We start from the raw sequence: 21,624 nt of genomic DNA, 5'->3' as shown, positions 1-21,624 counted from the left end.
TCTCCTTAAAATCGGATAACGACTTTTCCTTTAGGATGACCTGTAGCAACAAAATTCAGTGCCTCGTTAATATCTTCAATATGGAATTCTGTCGGGTCCACCGCTGGCACAATCCCGTTATCTTCAATAATCTTCGTGATTTTCTTTAATTGTTCGCCATCACTGCGAACAAAAATGAAATGATATTGAATCTTCTTTTTTTTCGCTTTGTGATCATACTTGGCCCCGGCAATGGTGAAGAGCTTTTGTTTCCAACCTGGCAAGCCCATAGCTTCGGCGAAACGTTTGTTAGGACCGGTCCGCAGAGAAAGAAGGCGGCCGCCTGCTTTAATAATTGAAAGTTCATGATCAAATTCGCCTGGTCCCAAGGTATCAATCACATAATCGACATCACGAAGTTGTTCCCAATAGTTCTCCGTCGTGTAATCAATGTATTGGTCTGCTCCGGCCGCCATTGTCCGTTCACGTGCTTGCGGATTTCCACTGACGATGACCCTCAGCCCCATGCTTTTGGCGATAGGAATGGCCATTTGGCCAAATGAACCAGAACCCCCGGGTATAAACACGCTTTCGCCAGCTTTAGCAGCTAATTCTTCATGTAATCCTTGGTAGGCAGTCAATCCTGTTAATGGCGCAGCAGCACCGGTCACAAAATCGAGATTAGCGGGTAAGTGCCCGATGGCGTCCGCATGAATCGCCGCGTATTCCGCAAAGGCACCGATTTTTTGTAATGGCAGGCGTGAATAAATGGCATCGCCAACTTTAAAATTCTGGACCCTCTTACCCACCTTTTCAATAACACCCGTCAGCTCGTTACCGAGTACCAATGGGAACTCATAATCCTGGATCAGTTTCACGCTCCCGGTAGCGATGAGCAATTCCAAATGATTGACCGCCGCTGCTTTCACCTTGACTAAGACTTCGTTATCACTTATTTCCGGGACTGGAATATCATTGACTACTACTTTGAACTTTTTTGAATATTTCGTAATCTGGGCTGCTTTCATAATTAATAGCCTCCTATGCGCTGAATAATAAGTAACATTTTATTGTTTTTGTAACTTATGCATCAAGCATAATATCAAAGGTTACAAAAGTCAACAATTGTTACCTGATATTTTATATGATAAAATAGACACAGGTGTATAAACGATTGATAAGGAATTTATCGAAGAAAGAAGGGTTGGAAGCGCGGTGGCTAAAATCACAAAAGAGCTCATTATTGAAACAGCAGAAGCGTTAATTGAACGCACGGAAAAATCCGAAGTGACCCTTTCACAAATTGCGGATGAATTAAGTATCACCCACGCCGCGCTTTATAAACACTTTAAGAATAAGCAAGAGCTCTGGGCAGCCGTGTCAAAAAACTGGTTCAACCGGATGATTTCAGAACAAATTAAATTAGATATGACAAATTTGATGAATGCACAGGACCTGCTCCATGATTGGCTCTGGGCATTTGCCAACGCCAAAAAACGCGCCTATAACGAAAATCCGAAAATGTTCGCTTTGAATACACAATACGTGGATAGCAATCCATTGGTGTTACGCGATGTTCTATGGGATTCCTACCAAATTATTGACGGCTTCATGGACTATCACGATCCTCACTTCGAACGGGCAGAGGCGATTCTATCCGCGTTTGCGGTGTTTAGCCTCCCGTCCTTCAAAGAATCCTGGAATTTACCAGACTACCAGGACAGGTTTGAACGTATCTGGAGTTTAATCAAAAAGGGGGATTCTATCCGCGTTTGCGGTGTTTAGCCTCCCGTCCTTCAAAGAATCCTGGAATTTACCAGACTACCAGGACAGGTTTGAACGTATCTGGAGTTTAATCAAAAAGGGTCTTTGAATCCTCTAGTTGGATTCAAAGACCCTGTTCACCGTGAACCCCTGGCTTTAATTTTACAGTCTCTCTTTTCTGTGAACTAGAATATAGCTTGCTGTGAAGCATAATCCTATTCTAGACTGCTAACGTAGAGCCTGCCACAATGCCGTTATGCTAGTAATGAGAGTAACACGTTCATCTTTCAGGTCAATTGTCGTATGCAGAGGTCATTTCCCATATCTCAAGCGACTTGACTACTGTCGACGCACCACCTAGAAGTTTTAGGCCCTGTGCATCATGTCGGAACGGGAATATGCGTGTTGTCAGACTTTTCGTTCCATTAATGTAAGACTCGATCATGGATTTATCCAAATATATATGCAGTTGAAGATTACCGTCCGCCAAATCTACCTGACCGCCTTCAATACCTTTCTCCACGTCCGGTTCCACGCTCGACTTGTTTCGATCCGCCATGAAGCTTGTACTTTCCTTGTCATAGAACAGCAATGTCTCCTCCATCTCGTCAGGTGACATGCGTACCTTGATCCCGCAACGTTCGGCCTCGCCGGGTTCAAGCTCAAGCTTGATCTCCAGCATATCGCCTTCAATTTCGCTCAGCCGTTCATTCGCCATATCGAGCGAGAAATCTGACAATTCGATCAATTTAGCACCTCGTAAAGTCTCAAGCTCCACAATGGGCTTGACCCCTGGCCGACCGTCCGGCCGCATACTGATTTCCACCGGAAGGCCTGCATTGCCGAACCAACCGAGATCATTACTGATCCTCGGGCTCATTGCGAAAATGACGCTGAACAGAATGATTCTTCCGCTTGGATCCACAAAGCCGCTCGGCCCGATCCAGTGCTCTCCAACATCGAACACCTGGGGCTCCTCATCGTCAGGAGTAAAGATCAGGCGATCCCGGTCCCATGTGCCAAGCCAATAAAAAATATATTTACAGTAGTGAGGACTTGCGTGCAGGAACCACGGATTAACGATGAAGATGTGCTTTTGTTCACCTTTATCGGTCTTATAAAAAGGGAACAGGAGTGGAAGTTCCCAGGCATCGCCTGTTTTTGGATATTTTTCTGAATCACCAACATAAAGCGGATTACGATAGACCCAGTCGATCATATTCTCCGACGTATACAACAATGCCGTGCCGCCTTTTCCTGGTATGCCGGAAGTCACAATCATATACCATGTCCCCTCTTCCTTCCATACAAAAGGGTCACGGAAATTCCCGGGAAGACCGACTCCTTCAGGCAGAACTGCAACATACTCCGGGTGCTTGATCCATTCGACCAGATCATTGTCCCCATCCTTTCCGAACGTGCTCCTGGCCATGGCTATAGATTGGTCCGGATCCTTTCGTTTATCGCCGGCAGCGTAGAAGATAACCGGAACGCCTTCATCATCGACTGCCGTTCCGCCTGACCAACATCCATCAGGGTCGATATTGCCTTTTTCCGGAGACAAGGCAAACGGTACATCACGCCAGCGGAGCATATCCGGGCTAACCGAATGTCCCCAATGGATCTGGTTCCAGTAGGGGCCCTGAGGGTTATGCTGGTAAAAAATATGATACTGTCCATTGAAGTACATCGGGCCATGCGGCTCATTCATCCAATGCTCTGGCGGAATAAAGTGAAATTGCGGCCTATGTCTGTCGCCATCATATCTGCTTCTGCGCTGAACCGTATCCGGCTGATCGTTGGGTAGTTGCTCAAAGCTGGCTTCGATCTCTTCCACTGATAAAGGCGCATCGTACAATTGAAGCTCATCGATAATGCCATTAAACATATTAGTTGTAAAAACACCATGCAATATACTCGGTTTATTGTTTTTGCCGATGAGTAGTTCCACAGGCGGAAGCTTGATTTCCAAGTTCTTCGGAATACTTTGCAAAGCAACCTGTTTTCCGTTCAAATAGAGTGCTAATTTGCCATCAGCCCCATTAAATACGGCAGTGACATGTGACCATGTATCTCTTGGAATTGGATCTGACACTGACCAGACCTCATACCACATATCGCCAGTCCCAATCTGGAAGGACCATGAACTATGACGAAACAACCCTAGCACAAATCCACTCTTCGTCTCCCTGTCATGTTGGTTAACAATTGCGGATAGTCTTCCTCCGTCCCCATGCTCAAACGAACGAGGTGCAATCCAGCATTCAATCGTCATTGATTTAAATGCGCGGGTATCGGTCGGTGCGGAAATCCAAGTCGAATATCCATCGAACAGAAGGGCATTTCCTTTTAACCCCTTTACCCAAAGTGGGTCACTAGAAGGTTTATACTTCGCTTCATTGAAAATGTAGTGAATATTGTCCACCCTTCCAGTGCAGTGCTCTCTTATCCGATTCCCCTTTCCTTCATCAAAGCTCCAGTGCGCGATTAGATTTTGTTTCATATCAAACCCTCCTATTCAGTGTTTATCATCTCAAGGTCGGACAACCGTTCGACCAAACCACTTTTGCCTTGATCATTTATAGAATAATCCTTATAGTAACTATAAGGTCAATAGACCTTTAACCATCTTTCGATATAATTTGGATCTTCCAGAATAGGGGGCGTAATACTTGAAGAAAATGTTCAAGATAGGAGAACTTGCAAAAATTAAGAGAATTGATGCACAAACCTTAAGGTATTATGACCATATCGGCATATTGTCTCCTGATCTCATCAATGAACAGAATGGCTATCGTTATTATTCTGAAGAGCAATTTCTTGAAGTTGACCATATTAAGTTTCTCAAATTGATTGGATTATCGCTGGATGAAGCAAAGCAATTCAGGGAAATAACAAGACTGAATGAGGCCATGCGCGAACTTAGAATTCAGCAAAATCATTTCGAGGAAAGAATCGCCAAGATGCAAACCGTGTCCAAGCGGTTTGCAAACATTTTAGATACGATTGAGGAAAAAAGTTGCTATTTCGAAAAGCATAAGAATGAAATTGAGATTAAAGAATGCGGTTCTATTCGAGGGGTTATCGGAGACTGCCAAACCGTCAGTGACTGGTTTGACTTCGAGGCCAAATTACAAGAAGTAATAGCCAGTTTCCCCAATTACTCGGAGATCGGTCATAACCACGGACTAACCTTTATTTATAATGAAAAATACTTGCAAACAGCTAATGATCAGTACATTGATAAGGTTATCTTGCCTCTTGAAAAGGATTTTCGAGGTGATGCTAATGTTGAAGAATATCCCCTCGGCAACTGCATTGTCACCTACCACAAAGGTGAAAACGACAAACTCATTCATGTCTTCACAAATATCAGAGAGTATATTGCTGTTCATAAGCTGACTATAAGAGGGGATATTGTCATGACTGCAATCATTAGTAGCTTTATTGTGAATAATGAAAGTGAACACTTGGTCGAAATACGAATTCCATTAAGCTGAGGATAAAGAGGGAAACTGTGCATTAGCGAAAAAACAGTAGGCTGCCCGTTATCAGATGCGGGCAGCCTATGGCTTGTTTATGAAAACTCTTAAAGAGTTTCTATCTTGGCCCTTTTAAACTCCGCTGCACCCTGACTGACGAATACGGCAAGCTTTCCTTGCTGAATGTCGTACATTCTGGCACTCATCGCCACTTCCCCGCCAACATAAATTTCGCAAATCGTGCCGTCCACGAATACCTTCAGCTCATATTCCTGTTCCGGCAGCAGCTTGAGCGGACGCTCCAGCTCCACATCATAAGGGAAGGTTTTGCCCCCCTCTTCAGATTGCATAATTGGCCCACGGAAGGTAATCCGGCTGCGCTGGGGCTCCAGCGTGATATAGTAGGCAAAATCAAGACTTTCTCCGGCCCGAAGCATGAACCCCAGACCCTGGGTCGCCCCCGAGAAACGAACGGCTGTTGAAATCTTGCACTGATCGGGAAGCTCCTCCTGTGTGATACAACCTGCAAAAGCATAAGGAGATTCACAGAGCAGCACATCGTCCGTGATCGACCAGTCTCCGGCGACTCCATGGAAGTCCACAGGCACCTGCTTGGCAAAAGCAGAATCAACGCTTTCGGGGACGTTCACGCCTAGCGTTCCGTCTTGGCGTTGTATAATTTCATGAACAATCATATTGCCGCCCCAATCCCAGGTGTCATAGTCTTTGCCTGTAGCTTTGGGCGGGTTCCAGCCGAACAGATCGTCATCCTTCGTCGGATTCCAGCCGAACAGATAACGTTTCTGCCCATCCGATACTGACTTGGCCGCATAATAAGCCCGTCCATCAAAGGCTTCTTCCTGCGGTGTAATCCACGGTCCGTTCAAGGAATGGCTCATCCGGTAAAAGGTGCCGAAACGCCCTGTATATGAAGAGTAGATCAGGTACCACCAGTCTCCCATCCGGAACAAGTCCGGGCACTCATGCGCGCCTACATGCAGGTTCGGTGCATACAGCGGCTCCCGGTACTCCCAATGCTTGAGATCCTTGGACGACAGCAGACCGGTGCAGCCTTTCCGGCTCGTGGGTCCTTTCGCCAGGGCAGCGATCAGCATCCAGTATTGGCCTTCTTCTTCATTCCAGAATACAAAGGGATCACGCCAGTCCGCCAGCTCATAAATTTCGCCATCCGGACCAAAAGTGTCTTCTGGAATCGGCTCCCATGTTTGCAGATCCTTACTGACGGCATGACAGGCAAACTGTTTTCCATCAGGAAAAATACAATAGAACATATGATAGACATCATCCACCTTGAGGATGTGGCCAGTCCCGCCTTCAATTTTACAAGCTCCATCTTCCCTGTAGTTCACAAAATCTTTCGTGCCAAGCAAATGCCAGCCATGATCGAGACCTTCCCGGTAGTTGTCTCTCCACCCGTGCAGATAAAACAGTTTAAACTCTCCGTCTTCATAATAAGGGATGACATCCCCTACCCAAGCGTTGTCCGGACGATAAAAAAATTCTTTCATTAATAATTCCTCCCGTTGTTCTTAGTGGCTAAGCGTTCATTTAATGAAACCGGCATATAAGCATCGCTTGTGCCCCGTTCCTGATACCAGTACACGGTGGCGGCATACAAACACTGGTTATTAAGGCCCCACTGATTCCCTTTATATTTTTCTATATAGCCTTCAAAGGAAGTCATGAAAGGAATATTGTCGCATATTTGAAAACGATTCACTGAGGTGTGTCCATTCGCATCCAGTTCAACAAAGGGCTGACTGGCAAAGGCGCTATCGAACATGGGAAAGGGTGGCTCTGCCGCCCAGGCATAACCAATATAGTCCTCGCTACCCGTTCCAAAAGTGGAAGGAAAGGTTTCACCATCCACAAAAAACTTCTCGTCTCCTTCGCCCCACCACCAGTCAATGGTTTTCTGATCTCCTATCCCATACCACCATGTCTCGGCTTCCTCTTCCGGTTGCTCCCAGGTGTTGTATACGTGAAGATGAACACCGCAGAATCTCCCCCGGCTTTGGGTAAGCAATAGTGGCCAATCCGGCCAACGATCGCCTCCTTCTGCAAAGCGTTCAGTATCAAGATTCAGAAACTCATCCCGGTGCCATTTGGCATGAAACCGCAAGAGATTATCCGTAGTGGATTTCATTAAAGATGTATATTGGAATTCAGCCGTTATCTCGTATGGTTCCGTTCCGTCATTTTCAATTTCAATACTTGCGGATTCTGAGAACGGCATGTACCAATAACTGTACATTTCATGTTCATTCATTCCAAGAGGCAAAGAACGGTATGGCTTAATCCCCGGCGCACTGCCGAAAAAATCACCTAAAGGCGCCCATACAGAAGGATGTTCTTCATTATCCCATTTCATTGAAATAGCTAATTGTCTGGCCAAGCTCTGCTGCTGTTCCTCGCTCTTCCTTCCAATATCTGTTCTAATACGGATCATAGAAAGAGCTCCGGCTCCTTGTTTGTCAAACAGTACGGCTTTGCCGCCTGCCGGAACATTTACGGTTACTGTAACACTCTCGTCAGAGGCTCCTTCTGCTTTTTTAAAATATTGGGTTCCTCTTTGCTGTAAAATCCGGTCTGCTTCAGCAAGTGCAATTGCCGACTCCTTGTCGATCCTACCTTCAAAAGAAGGCACTTGGACATTGGAAGGGAATGTGGTATAGGTGATGTGATAATAAGCACCCCAGCCTTTGTCCAGAAGCACCTTGCAGTGCTCTTGAAAGGGGATGGGGATAAAACAGTTTCTTCCGCGTGATAGTGTAGGCGCCAGATTAGGAAAGTTGGATGGGGCATCCTCCTGATTAAATCTGTCAAAATAATCCTGGAAGGGCTGATCAATCACAGGGGTATCCGAATGATCGATGTAGATCCGTATATGCCCCTCCTTGGGAAGGGCTGACCAGAATCTCCAGATCACACCAGGACCATCCAATTCCATGGCGACAATGCTCTCATCTTCCTTACGGATGAAACCTCCTCCGTCATCGTTAGCTCCCCAATCCTCGTATAGACCCGTCTCGGCATTATAAACAGATCTGCGGTCAAAGCTGGAGAAACAGCCGGACTTCTCGCCTGCCTGCGGCGGAATCGCTAGTGCTTCAAGATCATATAGTCTTCTCACAAGATCTCTATACGTATAACGCTTCTGTTCTCGTTCCATTTCAGCCATGCTGTGTGAACTCCTTCTTGAGTATGATGATACTTGGTATAAATTAGAGAAAGCCGGAGTCATGGCGAAGGCGGACATCACCTTGCTTCCCCGGCTTTCCCTTAGCCATTATTTATTGACTTTATCCAGCAACAGCGAGATGATTTGCGCACTTTCCGCACGATTTACCGTTTCATGTGGCATGAATAACTGGTTGCCGCGCCCGGTAACTAATCCGAGTTCCTGTAAGGCAGCCACTGCATCTACAGCCCATGCACTAATCGTACCGGCATCATTGAAACTACTCCTTTGACCGAAGACAGGATTCTGTCCTGTATGGAACAGATACGCCTTGTAGATCATGGATGCCATTTCTTCACGGCTTATCGTTTCCTCAGGTGCAAAGGTATCTGTGCTTCTTCCCGTTACAATCCCCGCTCCGTATGCTGCGGTAATAGAAGAAGCATACCAATGCTCAGGTTCTACATCCTTGAATGCGGTTAAGTTCGTCCCTGTTATTCCAAGTGCCCGGGTGATCAGGGAAGCGAACTCCGCTCTGCTGACCTTTTGCTTCGGTGCGAATTCAGTCTCACTCACACCCAGGACAATTTGCTTTGCTGCCATCCTTTTGATAACATCATGGGCCCAATAGGAGGCAGTCACATCTTCAAAAGATTTATCATAAGTAAGGACGGCATACTTGCTGAAATGACTCACCTTTGCCGTCCATTTACCGTCCGCATAGGTTCCACCCATATATTCCAGACTGCCGTCATCTGAGATGTAATAAATGCCCGTTAAATCTTGGCGGGAATTCTCCTGTGCGCCCAATCTGATTGTGATGGGTTTGGAGAACTTCTCAAGCGTCAGCTTCGTTCCGTCGGGCTTTACAATAGACAATTTGAATTCGTAGATCTCTCCAGCCACTGAAATGGCTGCCTGATTTCTTTGTCCAACTTGCCCAACCCGCTCTTTGCTCTGCTCTGAAGTTAAAGTTTCTATTTCAAAAGAGATCTTCGACTGCCCAAGCTCACTGCCCGTAACCATTGCCTGTAAATCCTTCAATACTTCTGCGGGAACTTCAAGCTCCACATCTGCATGCTTGATCTTCAGCGCATTCTTACCGTCATTTGCTGCCAGAGTCGCAGGGAATAGTACCTGTCGCTCGCCTTTTCCCAACTCGAATAACAGGCTGTTCTGACTCTCCGGCTTACTTGCCGGAACCACCGGTTTACCCGGAGGACTGCTTGGAACGGCTGTGTCAGTCGGGTTGGCTGGTTCACTTGGTTCACTTGGACCGGTTGGGTCAGTCGGGTTAGTCGGATTCACCCCATTCTGCACCTTAACCGGTACATTGAAATCATCGACATTAATATGTCCGAAACCGCCTGTAGATTGGTCAACTACCTTAATGTAGAGCTCCTCGCCGATATACTGCGAAGCATCCCATATCTTACGCTGATACTCCTCATAATTCGTGGCAGTCTCTTTAAACAGCTCTTTGCCGTCAGATGCCCGGACTAGCGCAACATACAGCTTATCGATATCACGCCCGCCGCTAACCAGGAAATTGAGCTTGCCGTTCCCGCCAAGGACGAAATTCTGTGATTTCAGCGTTCCCGTTAAGCTGTCACCTCCGGCTTCTTCGTTAAAGCCCCACAAATGATAGCCGCCCGGAATTTTATGCGATGGATTGAAGTAGATCGTGTCCCAGAAGAACTTGGCATCGGTCACATGGACATCCTGGAAGGCGTCTCCTTCAGTAATCCAGCCTGTTAGGTCTCCTGTAGCAAAATCATGGTTAGGCAGCTCCGTAATATCGGTATACACCGAATTGTCCCAGTTGTCAGGCACATCGACCGGAGCCGCCGGTTCACCCGTCAAAGCATTCATATTCCATACTTCCATGGACTTGACTGTAATATCGTTGTCAGCCCAAACCTGCAAGCCCAAGGAATCGTATCGGCCTACATAGACTCTGGTTGTCAGCTTTTTCTTATCATTGGCAAAGGCTTCAACAACCGAACGGTCAAGGAAAATATGCAGCTTCAGATTCTCTCCGTCCAGATCCACGGCCCCGCCTTGAATCCCGTCTACGCGCACATCCGGGTCAATGCTGCTCTTGGTCCGGTCCACATTGAAGGTCCCGTTCGTCTTGTCATAGTAAATCAGTGTTTCCTCCTGGCCGTTATCGGAGCGCCGCACTTTGAGACCGAATTTCTGGGCTTCACCCGGATCAATTTCCATCACAATCTCCAGCATGTCGCCTTTGACATTGTGGATCAATTGATTGGCCGCAGCCAAATTTTCATCCGTGAAATCAACCACCTTATCTCCCCGGAGACTCTGCAATTCTTCAATGGGCTCAATGCGAAGTTCATCGTGTTCATCCAGGCTCAGGGAAACTGGCAGTGCCAGATTATGAGCCCATCCAGCCTGATACTCAGCCTGCGGCGTTCTTACATTTTGCACCATGGAGTATACGACCGTTCTTCCGTCAGGTGTAACCATCCCGCTCTCGGCGGTTAAATATCCATCTCCCACATCCATTTTGGTGGGTGCGTCCTGATCAGGTATAAACTTGAAGTTATCTCTATCCCAGGTTCCAATCCAGTAAAAGACTTCAACATCTCTTAGCACATCATCAGCTGGAGGAACCTGCTCCGGCTTCTCATGGGGATTAACCATGAAAATGTATTTTTGTTGTCCTGTACTATCCTCACCCAGCGGCAATAATACCGGCAGTTCCCATACCGTACCGAGCTCCGGATAAAGATTTCTGTCACTAACGTATAGAGGCCCCTTATACTCCCAGTTGTACATATCGTCAGACACATACACCAAAGCTGTACCGCTGCTGAAATCTTGAAGGCCGGATGTCACCAGCTGATACCACTTATCTGTCTCTTGGTCATACCATACAAAAGGGTCGCGGAACTCATTATGAATGCCATTCCCGTTCTGCTCCGTCACCGGCTCAGGATATTTCACCCATTGCTCCAAATTAGGGTCCGACAGATCTGCCGGAGTCGCCAGGCCTGTTCTTTGATTGGGTGACAATGAGTCATTGCCGGCAGTATAGAAGAGCACTGGATTGCCGTCACGGTCATAAGCTGCGCTGCCAGACCATGCACCATCCGGGTCAAGAGTACCCGCTTCCGGCGCAAGTGCAGGCCTCACATTCTCCCAATGCACCATATCGTCACTCACCCAATGTCCCCAGTGGATTTGATGCCAGAATGGACCTTGCGGGTTATGCTGATAAAATAAATGATACTGGCCGTTATAATAAATCGGTGCATGCGCTTCATTCATCCAGTTTTGCGGAGGCATCGCATGGTACTGCGGACGGTGCTGATCACCGTCAAACACACTTGGGTCCTCATCAATATCGCCATTTGGAATCTCAGGAACCGAGCCGCCGTGAAGCGACTTTACAGTCTCGTATTCAGCAAGGATCTCCTGACCCGTGAGCGCTTTGTTCTGCAGTTTCACTTCATCGATAAGTCCGCTGAACATATTGTAGGAGAACAATCCTGCAAACTCTGCAGATCTATTGTTTTTTCCGATAATCAGCTTTTCCGTAGAAGGTGTAACCGGAACGTTGACAGGAGTTGCCTGAGAAGCTACTTCCTGACCATTTAGATATAATTTAATGATTCCGTCCTTTTTGTCGAACGTAGCTGCAACGTAATTCCATTTGTATTTTTCGAGAGGATGGTCCTTGACCCATACCTGAATCCACTGTCCGCCGATCCCGACCTGCATTGACCATGTACCGTGGCGGTACATCCCCAAAGCGAATCCTTCCGTCTTATCCTGATCGGACTGATTCACGATAGCAGACAGCTTGTTTCCGTCTCCCCACTCGTAGCTGCGCGGGGCAACCCAGGCTTCAAGCGTTAACGCATCACTTACAGGAACGGTATCCTTTGCGTCGATCTCAATATCATTTGAGTATCCATCGAATAGCAAGGCCCCGCCTTTTACTCCGCGCGGAGTCCATCTTGGATCTTTGGAGTCCATATATCTGGCGTCATTAAATACATAGTTTACATCATGCTCAAGGTTGCTTACTTCCTCGAGCGCCTTTTTTCCTGCGCCTTCATCAAGGCTCATGTAGAAAATGGTTCCCGTATTATTCGCTTGAAAAGCGTCAACGGAAATACGGGCTTGATTGGATTGATCGATAACCTTGATATACAGCCTCTTATTGTAGTGTTTCTGCATTTTCCAGGATATCTGCTCATTCGCACTGACGTTCCCGGTCTTCTCAAGCAGCGTGTTCGTACTAGCATCAAATAATGCCACGTAGGCGTCCTGCGGATTAACGATGTCTAAAACAGTGAAGTTAATTGTCCCGGTCCCGCGAAGCGTAAAGATATTGGAGGTAATCGAGCCCTGTCCTTCCAAGGAGGATTTGGCATAATAGTTACCTTCTTTACCAGCTTGGGCATCATTGTTCACTTGAAAAGCGTTGCCCTGGGCGGTCCAGCTCTCTAAATTTCCGGTTTCAAAGCCGGGATTCTGGATTTCAGTCGGCATAATGTTATCTGCCATGACTCCTTCTTCCGGTACGAGTTCATTGAAGGTGTGTAAGGCGTCTGCAAAGATCACGCCCCAATCCGCGTACCCATTATCGACGATCTCCACATATAGCTTCTTGCCGATATACTTGGAGAGATCAGCCTTATAATGCTCCATATTTGCGAGCCGCAGGCCCTGTGCCGGGTCCGGGAACCCGGACTCGTTAAATTCGGTGTTGCCGTACCTGGCGATCATGTCCCCTGTATCGGCATTGACGATGTTCACGTACACTTGATCCGTATGCTTGCCTCCGCCAAGTCTGAAGGTAATCCAGCCTGTTCCGCCCAGCTCGAAGGTGCTGGAACGAAGCTTACCTGTCGAAGTCTCGTTATACTTCAATCCGTTTAAATGATAAGTGCCTTCCTGGTTATACGGGATTTGTTCAACCCAAAAGGTGGTTTCGTCCGACACGCTGTTCGGACCAAACGCTTCTCCTTCTTCAACCGTCCAGCCTGTTAAGTTCCCGGTTTCAAAGCTGGGATTCTCAATTTGATAACGTTTGAAATCCGGCTTGATATCCGTGGCGGCAATTCCTTCAGCCGGCTCGGCTTCATGGTACATGAAGAAAGCGTCCGCAAAGATCACGCCCCAATCCGTGGTTGCGTTGTCGACGATCTCCACATACAGCTTTTTGCCCAAATATTCGGAAAGATCCGCCTTATATTGCTCCATATTGGCAAGCCGTAAGCCCTGTGCGGGATTTGGGAAACCCACGTCAGCGAAGGCGCTATTGCCATACCGGGCAATGACTTGTCCCGATTCAGCCTCCACGACATTTATATAGGCCTTGTTTGGATTTTTGGCACCGCCAAGCTTGAAGCTGATCCAGCCGCTTCCGCTTAGCTCGAAGGTACTGGAACGAAGCACACCAGTCGCAGCCTCGTCATGCTTCCAGCCGTTTAAATGAAAGGCCCCTTCCTGGTTGTACGGAATTTGTTCCGCCCACCAGGTGGCTTCGTCCGATACACTGTCCTGACCGAACGCTTGTCCTCTGACAACCGTCCAGCCTGACATATCCCCGGTTTCAAAGCCTGGATTTTCGACTTCATAGGGACTGGTTAATTCAATATCCGGCTTAATATCCGTGGCAACAATGCCTTCCACAGGCTCGGATTCATGGTACATGAAGAACGCATCCGCAAATACCACTCCCCAGTCCGCCGTTGCATTATCGACGATCTCCACGTACAGCTTCTTGCCTAGATATTCGGAAAGATCTGCCTTATATTGCTCCATATTGGCAAGCCGCAGGCCCTGTGCGGGATTCGGGAAACCAACGTCCGCGAACGCGCTATTGCCATACCGGGCAATCACTTGACCTGTCTGGGCTTCCACGATATTTACATATGCTGTGTTTGGATTTTTCGCGCCACCTAGCTTGAAGCTGACCCAGCCGCTGCCGCCCAGCTCGAAAGTGCTGGAACGAAGCACGCCGGTCGCAGCCTCGTCATGCTTCCAGCCGTTTAGATGATAAGCACCTTCCTGATTGTACGGGATTTGTTCCGCCCACCAAGTGGTTTCGTCCGATACACTGTCCGGACCGAACGCTTCACCATTGACAACAGTCCAGCCCATCATATCCCCGGTTTCAAATCCCGGATTCTGGATTTGATAGACTGTATCCGTAACTGACAACCCCTCGTCAGCCTTAGGAATAGGATAGACCGCATCCGTAACTGACAATCCTGCGTCAGCCTTAGGGGTGAACGCCTCCCTAGTACCCACTCCAGCTTCGGCTGCAGCCGAGATTCCGGGAGCTACAAGCTGAAGAACCATCACCCCTGCAACCATTCTGGAGATCCATGCTTTGTTTCTTTTGGCTTCTCTCATCAACGAGCCTCCTTCATCATTTCTTATTCATGAAATCATTCATACGTAATTTTGAAATGACTCTCCGTATACAAGGATGCATAGTCATGAAGTAAGAGAGGCGTGAATGAAGCGTTTCCATCCCGAGGAATGCTAAGTGGCTAAAGTGTTAGTTACATTACCCATAGGGTATAGTAAGGAGCGCCTAGGCGCTCACGTTACCATATGGATTGCATATCCCATATTTCCATGGACTTAACCAGCGGTTCCCCATCGCCCCAGATCTCAAGTCCCAGAGCATCCTTGCGGCTCGGATACACCCGGGTCGTCAGACTTTTCAATCCGTTGGCATACGCTTCGACCATGGAGCGGTCCAAATAGATATGCAGCTTCAGATTCTCTCCTAACAATTCCAGCTTGCCTCCTTGAACACCAATGCACTTTTCACCCGGATGCAGTGTTGTTTTCGTGCGGTCGACCAGGAGCTTAGCTTCATTGAAATCGTAATACAGCAGTGTTTCTTCTTCTCCATCCGGTGTACACCGGACCTTGATTCCGAGTTGTCCGGTATTGCCCGGCTCCAGCTCTATTTGAATTTCAAGCATGTCGCCTTGTACATCCCCCAGCAGGACATTAGCTTCAGCCAATGACTTGTCCCAGATCGATAACCGTTTCTCGCCCCGCAGCGATTGCAGCTCCTGAATCGGCTCGATGCCCAATCGCCCGTCATCTCTTAAATACACACTTAACGGCAAACCTCCGTTATGCGCCCAACCCGATTTGTATTCCAGCTCGGACGTACGGTCCCCTTGGGCAATTGTGAAAACAATATTTCTACCCGTTTTCGGATCAACCATACCGCTTGGTCCGGTAAAATGAAAATCACCGACATCTATCAATTGCGGTTCTTCCTGATCCGGGATAAATGAAAGATTGTCCTGATCAAGCTGCCCGATCCAATAGAAGACCTCAACATCGGCACCCTTTCCCACAGGACTAACCAGCAATAGATGCTTGTTGTCCCCCTGCTTGTCACTGCCTAAGGGAAGAAATACAGGGAGCTCCCAGATAGGCCCAAGATAAGGAAACTTCTGAATATCCGCTTCAAAGAATGGGCCCTTGTATGTCCAATTCAGCATATCCTCTGAGGCAAATGCCAGCGCTGCCCCGCCTTCGCCTTCAATTCCCGACCCGACCAGGGCATACCAGCCCTTTTCATCCTTCCATACGAACGGATCACGGAAATCTCCGAATGCGCCCATTCCCTGCTTCTGAACGATAAGCGGCTCCGGATGTTTAATCCACGTTATCAGCTCCGGGTCTCCATCCTGCGGGTAAGTGCTACGGGCAAGCGCCACACTCTGATTCGGCGAAGCACTGTCATTACCTGCTGTAAAGAACAAGGCAGGAAGTCCGTCCGCATCATAGGCCGCGCTTCCCGACCAGATTCCGTCGGGTGCAAGCTGATCCTTCTCTGGTGCCAGGGCCACAGGAAGATCACGCCAATGTACCAGATCTTCACTCACCCAATGTCCCCAATGGATATGGTGAAAGTACGGTCCTTGCGGATTGTGCTGATAGAACAAATGATACAGCCCTTCAAAATATATTGGTGCATGAGGCTCGTTCATCCAATGTGCCGGCGGGCTGACATGATACTGCGGTCTGTGCCGGTCCGTAAGCAGAGGTGTACGATCCAGCTTGATGTCGTCATATTTCAACTGCGGCCGGACGCCTCCATGTGCGGAATCCAACACTTCCTGATAAGAAGCGGCAACCTCCTCATTGCTCAAGGCCCGGTTATAAATCTTCAACTCATCCATGATCCCGCCGAACATATGAAGGTTGAACACTTCGATAAGCCTGCTGCTGTGATTATTCTTGCCAATAAGCAGCTCCGTGTCCGCAGCGGCTATACGGGAACCGCGGGGCACAGCAGACGAAGCGATTTCTCTACCGTTGAGAAACAGCTTAATTTCCCCATCGTCGCCATTGAATACAGCATTTAGATAAGACCACTCATTCTTCGGCAATTCACAGCCGTCCGGCGACCAGATCTCTGCCCATTCTCCTCCCTCAAGTCCAATTTGGAAGGACCAGGAGCCGTGACGGAACATGCCGAGCAGGAATCCCTGTTTATTATCCATATTGTGTTGGTTCACGATGGCGGCGAGCTTGCTTTCATATCCCCATTCATACGTGCGCGGGGCAACCCAAACCCCAATGCTGAGAGCCGATAGAAATTCCGGCTCTTCGTTACTCTCTTCCACGTGGACAGGATGGGCAATATATGTTGAGTAACCATCGAAGAGGAGACCGCTTCCCGTCACACCCTGTCTCCATGGCGGAGTACAAGGGTTGGTAAACTCCGCATTGTTAAATACATAATGTATCTCATCTACCGTCTTAGTAACGCTCTCCAGAGCACTTGCTCCGGTTCCTTCATCAAAGGCCCAATACATCATCAACCCTTGATTATTGATTATTTCGCTCATACATTAACCCTCCGTGATATCTGCTCTGTACTGTCTTCGCGCTTATGAATGGAACTAAGAGTATGGATATGAAGCGAATTTAGCTTGGCACTCCCTGTATCTGTGCTTATACATACATTTTCAATCGGGTTATCAGGGAAAATTTGATCAGTCAGCGCCACTATTCCATCATTTGCAAACACTTCAATCACACTGCGATCCACCCAGATATGCAATTTGATGTTTCCGCTTTCCGGAATCACTCTAGCGCCGTGCTTGCATGCAAATGAAGGGTTGAAGTCAGTGAGACCTGATTTAGAACGGTCGATAAACAACCACTCTCGCTCAGGATCATAACCAATAATCGTTTCACACTGTCCGGAAGATTTCAATTTGATATGAACTTCGTTTCCGGAGTGGATATCAAGGTCCACCTCAATCTCCAATAGATCTCCGTTAGTCTCGTGAATTAATGGATTCTCATTTGTTACCGCTACATCACTCCATGAGTACGTCTCTTTCCGCAGCTTTTCTATCTCCTGAACAGGCATTTGTGATAGAATTACATTCCCGTTCCGGTTGGTCAGAGATAGTAAACGAGGAAGAGTCATGGCACCTCTCCAGGAAGCGGTTGGTATCTGATTAGCATATTTCCAGTTGTTCATCCATCCGATAATTACGCGCTGTCCGTCTTCCTCCGGAATATCTGACCAAGATACTGCAGCGTAATTATCTCTTCCCTCATCCAACCACAGTACGGTATCAGGAGTATTGTCATTTATAAATTTCATGCCATCAAAGCTTCCAACGAAGTATTGGGTTTTTGAGCCTTCAGGATAGTCAGGATTGTCTCCGATACTCACTAACAGCACCCATTTTTTTGATGACGTTCCATCGATGGATAGCTCAAATAAATCCGGACATTCCCAGACACCGTAGTGTGCACCGTCTGTCTTTCCAAATTCACTGGCATAATTCCAATCCTTCAAGTTAACGGAACGATAAAAGCGGATATGGTCTCCACACGCAAGGACCATAATCCAGAGGCCGGCATCCTCCATCCAAAAGACCTTAGGATCACGAAAATCGGTGATTTCGGTATCGCACAGAACCGGATTTCCGGAATAGAACGTCCAGCTTCTGCCCTTGTCCTTACTGTATGCCAAGCTTTGGCGCTGCCGCGGCCTTTCTGAATCTGGATATATATCTGCATGAGTGAATACAGCCACCAAACCCGATCCCCCGTCAAAGAATCCGCTGGTATCCTTCCAATCGACAACTGCGCTTCCAGAGAAAATGGCACCGTTATGATCTGGCGACATAGCAACAGGGAGTGTTTCCCACTTCACTAAATCTTTACTAACCGCATGCCCCCAATGCATAGGGCCCCATACTGTGCTTCCGGGATGATGCTGATACATCAAATGGTACTCTCCTTCAAAATAGACCATACCATTTGGATCATTTAGCCACATAGCAGGCGAAGAGTAGTGGAATTGAGGCCTGTATGATTCTTGGGACAAATCGGTGCCGACAGACTGAACTAATTCCGCGGCCTGCTGATAGGTTGGAATTGCCGGAATGGCTCCTTTTTGTGTTGTAACCAAAGCCCCCACTGCATTAGCGAAGCTTATAATCGGGATCCAGTCCTGATCCCTGATCTGCTCAATACTGCAACCTCTCTCGAGCAGTTGATAGAGGAAGCCTCCAAGAAAAGCATCTCCTGCTCCGGTCGTGTCAACCGTATGAACTTTGAACCCTGGAACATCTGCCCATTTGGAGCCTGAGCCGAACCGAATGAAGCATCCTTTTTCAGCCTTGGTCACCAGGATTACTCTCACGTTGAATTCTGTCTGAATTTGACGGGTACCCTCTTTTAAATCAGTGAGACCCGTAATAAATTGAAGTTCCTCTTCGGAAATTTTAACTATATCGGCAAGAGTAAGCCCTTCTTTTATCCTGGACTTCGCTTCCTCCAAATTCCGCCAAAGTGCAGGTCTTAAATTGGGGTCAAATGATATCAGAGCCCCATTCTCTTTTGCATATTTGCAAGCAGTTAAAGTTGCACTTGCAGAAGGTTCATGGGTCATCGATACAGATCCGAAATGAAAGATTCTCGAACCTTTGATACGTTCCAGATCAATATCATCAATTGCTAGAAGCATATCAGCACCTGGGTTACGGACAAAGCTGAAGGTACGGTCGCCATCTTCTTTCAGATGAACAAAAGCTAGTGTTGTACTCGCATTCTTCTCCTTGACTAAACCCTTTGTATCTACACCATTCCCTTGCAAAACCTGAGTAAGATATGCTCCAAACTGGTCTTCACCCACTTTACCAATAAACGCCGTGGATTTTCCAAGCTTTGATAGAACAACAACCACATTGGCAGGAGCTCCGCCGGGATTGCATTCAAATAGCTGCTCCCCCTTCTCGGACAAGCCTGCCGGAGTAAAATCAATCAGTACTTCACCTATTGCTGTAATATCAACCATATGGTTCTCCACCTCTAGTCCATCATTATATATATCACTCTAATTCGAAAACATATGTAGCAAGCCTGAGTGAGACATCTCATTCAGGCTTGCTACCTGCATTACTTTTCTATTTTATTTATTTTTGGGCTGCGAGATAACGGTCATACCCATCTTGGTATACCTTCATCAAATCATCCAACCCCATATCTTTAAGCGAGGCCAGATATTCGCTCCACTCGGAGTCTGAAACCCCTTTTAACATGAATTTGGCGCGCATGGAGTTAGTATAGGTTTGTATCTCCGGTTTCAGCTTCTCGATAGTTTTTAACTCTTCTTCTGTGAAGAAGATATTCGGGTATTTCTCCTTCTGCATTTGCGGTACAAAGATATTTTTGATATCATCCAGTCTTTGCTGTGCACGTGCTTCAGGAGGGGCAATGTTTTGGAAGTCTTCACCAGTGAATACACCACCACCGCCTAGCGATACGGTTTGACGGAACTCTCCTGGATTGCTGATATCCGACTTCTGTATTAATTTTCCATCCGCTGTTTTCTCAAACCATTCGCCGATCGGGCCCCAACGGACTTCCGCAGTGGTTTCCGGTTTGTAAATCAAATCCAACCATGCAGCAATTAATGCAGGATTCTTTGCTTCTTTTGTAATTACCGAACCACCTCTAGAAATTGCGGAACCACTGTTCCACTTGACGACCATATCCTTAAAAGGAGGGACAATCGGATAATGCTTGTCGCGTTCAGGACCCACTACATCCGTACGATCCCACCAGAGAAAAGAGCCAAGGGTTTCCTGCTCCGTCTTTCCTTTCGCATAATATTGCGTATATTCTTGAGTGAAGGATTCCTGATCAACAAGCCCCTCCTCCACCCATTTCGAGATTTCGTTTACAGCATCTTTAAATCCGTCTTGAATAGCTGCGTATGAAACCTTGCCATTGTCTACATTTAAATGTTCAGCATAAGCGTTATTACCAGGTTGATAGGTTTTGTCCGGTACACCGAAGGCTCCGAACAAATACCCAATATCACCCGTCCAGAATGCATTGACGAAGGATAGTGGAATTTCATCCGCTTTTCCGTTGCCATTGGGGTCTTTGGTCTTAAAGGCAACCAATACATCATGATATTCTTGAAGAGTGGTTGGCATGGATAACCCTAGCTTTTTCAGCCAATCTTCATTTATATAGAGAAAATCCGGGTTAGCGCCAATCTCTTCTTGACCAGTTCCTAGTTCCTCACCGGCTGGAAGTGCATAAATATTGCCATCCGGGGCAGTAACTTCGGCTTTGATATCCGGTCTCTTGTCAAATAATGCTTTTAAGTTTGGCATGTGTTTGTCAATCAGATCATTTAGAGGTATAATAGTGCCGTCCTTACCATATTTCATAAGCTCTGTGTCTGTGAAACTAGCTCCGAAGAACATTTCAGGCAAGTCGCCACTTGCTATGAGCAGATTCTTCTTCTCGTTGTAATCTGTCTCGACAATGGTATTCCAATCGATATGAACATTTGACACTTCCTCAAGCTTTTTAGCCATGGTCATTTCGTTATAATCGCTTGGCGCCAGCGGAGCTCTCCGGGCAACCACCTTTAAGGTGGTTTTTTCTTTTAGTGGAAACTGGATGGATGCATTGTCGTCCGTTTTATTCCCGCTATTCTCTGTATTCGTACCCGTCGCCTTACCATTGTTGCTATTACCGTTGTTGTTGCTGTTACAGGCCGTAGCAAACACGGAAACGGCCATCACTACTGCCAATAGACTCGCAGCTTTTTTGTTCATTCTTCTTAACCTCCCTTTTAAATCTGCTCATTTTGTACTTTCTTGATCTGGGATTAACCAGTCCCATTCTGAT

At 47.2% G+C, this 21,624-nt stretch carries 10 protein-coding genes; 2 read left to right on the top strand and 8 right to left on the bottom strand.

Features of this window, described 5'->3' with window-relative positions:
- Positions 1 to 5: 5 nt before the first annotated feature.
- Entirely contained in the window at positions 6 to 1,007 is a 1,002-nt protein-coding gene (locus QW71_RS03720; protein WP_039293399.1) for an NADP-dependent oxidoreductase, read from the bottom strand.
- A 187-nt stretch (positions 1,008 to 1,194) separates the two neighbouring features.
- Between QW71_RS03720 and QW71_RS03715 the strand changes: the two genes are divergently transcribed.
- The gene (locus QW71_RS03715) at positions 1,195 to 1,764 is read left to right on the top strand and encodes a TetR/AcrR family transcriptional regulator (protein WP_039293398.1); all 570 of its coding nucleotides are present in this window, start codon (positions 1,195 to 1,197) and stop codon (positions 1,762 to 1,764) included.
- A 271-nt stretch (positions 1,765 to 2,035) separates the two neighbouring features.
- Here the strand turns inward: QW71_RS03715 and QW71_RS03710 are convergent, their stop codons facing one another.
- On the bottom strand, positions 2,036 to 4,246 hold the full coding sequence (locus QW71_RS03710) for a GH32 C-terminal domain-containing protein (protein WP_039293396.1): 2,211 nt from the start codon (positions 4,244 to 4,246) through the stop codon (positions 2,036 to 2,038).
- A gap of 178 nt (positions 4,247 to 4,424) precedes the next feature.
- On the opposite strand from QW71_RS03710, the gene QW71_RS03705 reads away from it, so the two are divergent.
- Positions 4,425 to 5,243, top strand: coding sequence for a MerR family transcriptional regulator (locus QW71_RS03705; protein WP_235441380.1), 819 nt, complete (start codon positions 4,425 to 4,427; stop codon positions 5,241 to 5,243).
- Positions 5,244 to 5,332: 89 nt separating this feature from the next.
- On the opposite strand, the gene QW71_RS03700 is transcribed toward QW71_RS03705, so the two are convergent.
- The 6 genes from QW71_RS03700 to QW71_RS03675 all read right to left on the bottom strand — a co-directional run bounded on the left by QW71_RS03700 (position 5,333) and on the right by QW71_RS03675 (position 21,551).
- Positions 5,333 to 6,754, bottom strand: coding sequence for a glycoside hydrolase family 32 protein (locus tag QW71_RS03700; RefSeq protein WP_039293392.1), 1,422 nt, complete (start codon positions 6,752 to 6,754; stop codon positions 5,333 to 5,335).
- Entirely contained in the window at positions 6,754 to 8,427 is a 1,674-nt protein-coding gene (locus QW71_RS03695) for a glycoside hydrolase family 172 protein (protein ID WP_235441374.1), read from the bottom strand. Before QW71_RS03695 ends, QW71_RS03700 begins: the two co-directional genes overlap by 1 nt.
- Positions 8,428 to 8,535: 108 nt before the next feature.
- Positions 8,536 to 14,823, bottom strand: coding sequence for an S-layer homology domain-containing protein (locus tag QW71_RS38800; protein ID WP_083442408.1), 6,288 nt, complete (start codon positions 14,821 to 14,823; stop codon positions 8,536 to 8,538).
- A gap of 197 nt (positions 14,824 to 15,020) precedes the next feature.
- Entirely contained in the window at positions 15,021 to 17,297 is a 2,277-nt protein-coding gene (locus tag QW71_RS03685; protein WP_039293389.1) for a GH32 C-terminal domain-containing protein, read from the bottom strand.
- Positions 17,294 to 19,771 carry a PfkB family carbohydrate kinase gene (locus tag QW71_RS03680; RefSeq protein WP_039293379.1) on the bottom strand — a complete coding sequence of 826 codons (2,478 nt, stop codon included), beginning with the start codon at positions 19,769 to 19,771 and terminating at the stop codon, positions 17,294 to 17,296. The genes QW71_RS03685 and QW71_RS03680 overlap by 4 nt, the downstream gene beginning before the upstream one ends.
- 118 nt (positions 19,772 to 19,889) lie before the next feature.
- Positions 19,890 to 21,551: an extracellular solute-binding protein gene (locus QW71_RS03675; protein WP_039293377.1), complete on the bottom strand. Its 1,662-nt coding sequence runs from the start codon at positions 21,549 to 21,551 to the stop codon at positions 19,890 to 19,892.
- Between the last annotated feature and the right edge of the window lie 73 nt (positions 21,552 to 21,624).

The sequence above is a fragment of the Paenibacillus sp. IHB B 3415 genome (genome assembly GCF_000802655.2).
Classification (GTDB): Bacteria; Bacillota; Bacilli; order Paenibacillales; family Paenibacillaceae; genus Paenibacillus_AQ; species Paenibacillus_AQ phytohabitans.
This window is presented reverse-complemented; position numbering and strand designations above follow the sequence as displayed.

Coding starts and splice junctions, on each gene's coding strand:
- QW71_RS38800 (WP_083442408.1), bottom strand. CDS start 14,823: ATGAGAGAAGCCAAAAGAAACAAAGCATGGATCTCCAGAATGGTTGCA.
- QW71_RS03685 (WP_039293389.1), bottom strand. CDS start 17,297: ATGAGCGAAATAATCAATAATCAAGGGTTGATGATGTATTGGGCCTTT.
- QW71_RS03695 (WP_235441374.1), bottom strand. CDS start 8,427: ATGGCTGAAATGGAACGAGAACAGAAGCGTTATACGTATAGAGATCTT.
- QW71_RS03680 (WP_039293379.1), bottom strand. CDS start 19,771: ATGGTTGATATTACAGCAATAGGTGAAGTACTGATTGATTTTACTCCG.
- QW71_RS03700 (WP_039293392.1), bottom strand. CDS start 6,754: ATGAAAGAATTTTTTTATCGTCCGGACAACGCTTGGGTAGGGGATGTC.
- QW71_RS03705 (WP_235441380.1), top strand. CDS start 4,425: ATGTTCAAGATAGGAGAACTTGCAAAAATTAAGAGAATTGATGCACAA.
- QW71_RS03675 (WP_039293377.1), bottom strand. CDS start 21,551: ATGAACAAAAAAGCTGCGAGTCTATTGGCAGTAGTGATGGCCGTTTCC.
- QW71_RS03720 (WP_039293399.1), bottom strand. CDS start 1,007: ATGAAAGCAGCCCAGATTACGAAATATTCAAAAAAGTTCAAAGTAGTA.
- QW71_RS03710 (WP_039293396.1), bottom strand. CDS start 4,246: ATGAAACAAAATCTAATCGCGCACTGGAGCTTTGATGAAGGAAAGGGG.